At 66.4% G+C, this 2,811-nt stretch carries 3 protein-coding genes; 2 read left to right on the forward strand and 1 reads right to left on the reverse strand.

From position 1 onward, the window contains the following. On the reverse strand, nucleotides 1-906 hold a 906-nt coding region (gene glyQ, locus HOQ08_RS01265; protein WP_291190394.1), incomplete at its 3' end, for a glycine--tRNA ligase subunit alpha. Nucleotides 907-1,000: 94 nt separating this feature from the next. On the opposite strand from glyQ, the gene HOQ08_RS01270 reads away from it, so the two are divergent. Both HOQ08_RS01270 and HOQ08_RS01275 read left to right on the forward strand, forming a co-directional pair. Further along, a complete protein-coding gene (locus HOQ08_RS01270; RefSeq protein WP_291190397.1) occupies nucleotides 1,001-1,723 on the forward strand; it encodes a glutamine amidotransferase in 723 nt (240 codons plus the stop codon). Between the two features lie 28 nt (nucleotides 1,724-1,751). Further along, nucleotides 1,752-2,657: a BPSS1780 family membrane protein gene (locus tag HOQ08_RS01275; RefSeq protein WP_291190400.1), complete on the forward strand. Its 906-nt coding sequence runs from the start codon at nucleotides 1,752-1,754 to the stop codon at nucleotides 2,655-2,657. Nucleotides 2,658-2,811: the final 154 nt, after the last annotated feature.

The following is a 2,811-nucleotide window of genomic DNA, read 5'->3' on the forward strand; positions in this document are numbered from 1 at the left end:
CAATACGGGGAAGCCCAGCTTCTTGCGTTGCGCGTAATACGCCTCGGCCACGCCCTGCGCGATCCTGCGCACGCGCAGGATGTAGCGCTGGCGCTCGGTCACCGAGATCGCGCGGCGCGCGTCGAGCAGGTTGAATGAATGCGAGGCCTTGCAGACCTGGTCGTAGGCCGGCAGCGGCAGGCCGAGTTCGATCAGCTTTTGCGCTTCGGCTTCGCACGCATCGAAACGATGGAACAGCTCTTCGACATTCGCATGCTCGAAGTTGTACGCCGACTGCTCGACTTCGTTCTGGTGGTACACGTCGCCGTAGGTTACGGGAGTGCCATCAGGCCCGTGCGTCCAGATCAGGTCGTAGACGTTGTCGACGTTCTGCAGGTACATGCACAGGCGCTCGAGGCCATAGGTGATCTCGCCGAGCACCGGCCGGCACTCGATGCCGCCGGCCTGCTGGAAATAGGTGAACTGGGTGACTTCCATGCCGTTCAACCACACTTCCCAGCCCAGCCCCCAGGCGCCGAGCGTGGGCGATTCCCAGTTGTCCTCGACCAGGCGCAGGTCGTGAACCAGCGGATCGACGCCGAGCGCCTTCAGCGAATCGAAGTAGAGCTCGACGATGTTGTCGGGCGAGGGCTTCATCACCACCTGGTACTGGTAGTAGCGCTGCAGGCGGTTCGGGTTCTCGCCGTAACGGCCGTCGGTGGGACGCCGGCAGGGCTGCACGTAAGCCGCATTCCATGGCTCCGGACCCAGTGCGCGCAGGAAGGTCGCCGGATGGAAGGTGCCGGCGCCGACTTCGAGGTCCAGGGGCTGGATCAGCACGCAGCCGCGCTCGGCCCAGTACGCGTTGAGGCGCTGGATCAGCTGTTGGAACGTGATCGGGGAAGGCGGCGCGCTGGCTTGTGACATGGGTTCGGAAAGGCCGCGGGGCAAAGCGCGGTAGTATAGCCGCGAGGCTTGCCGCCACTGGTTTTCCGCCTTTTTCCAAGCCCTTTCCGCGCCCGTGAATGCTCCTTTCCTGATCCTCGAAACCGGCCAGCCGGTCGCCTCCATGCGCCGCCATCGCGGCTTTCCGCACTGGATCCGTGTCGCCGCCGGACTGCAGGCCGACGAAGCCGTGGTGGTGAACGTCGAAGCCGGCGAGTCGCTGCCTTCGCGCGAAGGCTTCGCCGGCACGATCGTCACCGGTTCGGGCGCGATGGTCACCGACCGCCACGAATGGAGCGAGCGTTCCGCGCAATGGCTGCGCGACGCGGCGCACGAAGGCATGCCGCTGTTCGGCATCTGCTACGGCCATCAGCTGATCGCGCATGCGCTGGGCGGCGAAGTCGATTACCACCCGGCCGGGCGCGAGATGGGCACGGTGCAGCTCGAGCTGCATCCGCAGGCGGAAAACGATCCGCTGTTTTCCGGCCTGCCCGCGCAGTTCCCCGCGCAGGCCACGCACCTGCAAAGCGTGCTGCGCGCGCCGGAAGGCGCGACGGTGCTGGCAAAGTCGGTGCATGACGCTTGCCACGCGTTCCGTTGGGGCGATCGGGCCTGGGGCGTCCAGTTCCATCCCGAGTTTTCCGCCACGCACATGCGCGGCTACGTGCGCGCCCGCGAGGAAGCGTTGGCCCGCGAAGGCCATTGCCACAAACAGCTGGCGCGCAGCGTGAGCGCGACCCCGCATGCACGGCTGGTGCTGCGCCGCTTCGTTCGCCACGCGTGCGGGCTGCCGCGCTGACCCTTCCGCTTCAGGATCTCGTAGCCTCATGCAAATCAACAGGGTGCCGCCCCATCGCGGCCTCGCCTGGCTCGTTCAAGCGGCCCGCCTGGGCCTGCGCCATCCGCGCACGATATTTGGTGCGGGACTGCTGCTGGTTGCGACGCTATACGCGACCGGGCTGCTGTTCCTGGTGCCGTTGAAATTCGATACCGGCTCGGGCGCCGCGGATTTCTCGCAACTTCTGATGGCGGCTGTTCCCCTCTTCGTAGTGATGGTGCTGCTCCTGCCGGTATTGCTGGGGGGGCTGATGCATGTCGTGCACGAAGCCGCATCGGGCCGACCGGTCCGGGCGCGCGACCTGTTCGCGCCGATCCGCGAGGGGCGCATGCGCAGCCTGATCCTGCTAGGTGGCGTGCAGATTCTCCTCGCCGCAGCGAGCACACTGATCGTGGCCGCGCTCGCCGGCGGGGACTACTGGCGCGACTACGGCGAGATGGTCAAGGCCGCCATGAACGGCAGCGTGCCGGTCGCGCCGCAGCCCGCCCATCCATTGCTGCTGTCGCTGGTGCAGCTGATCTTCAATTACTTCAGCACCGCACTGATGCTGTTTTGCCTGCCGCTGCTGCTGTTTGCACGGGCGACGCTGGTCGATGCCGTGCGCGACAGCCTAAAGGCGGCCGTCCGCAATATCGGTGCGAACATGCTCGCCGGGTTGCTGTTCCTCGCGTCCGTGCTCGCAGTGACGCTCGCGGTGAGTGTGGTCACCGCCGTGCTCGTCGTGGTCAGCAACGCGCTGCATCCATTGGTCGCCGCGCTGCTTACCCTTGGGGTGACCTTGGCATACGGCGCGGCCCTGGTGTCGATGCTGGTGGCATCCGCCTACTTTGCTTGGCGCGACATTTTCGGCCCATCGGTCCGCCAAGAAGCGGGGCCGCACCAGATCGAACTGTGAGCGCGAGGGCCGCTTGGCAGCGCAGAATCCAGCGATGGCGGCCCCCGGCGGCCCTGCCTTTCAGCCAAAAACTCGCGCCAGCCCCGCGCTTCTGGAATAATTCGCGCTCTTTGACCCGGCGGGCACGGCCCTCCGCGGCTCCGGGAACAAGCCT

Source organism: Frateuria sp. (genome assembly GCF_013362045.1).
In the GTDB taxonomy this organism is placed as follows: domain Bacteria; phylum Pseudomonadota; class Gammaproteobacteria; order Xanthomonadales; family Rhodanobacteraceae; genus Frateuria_A.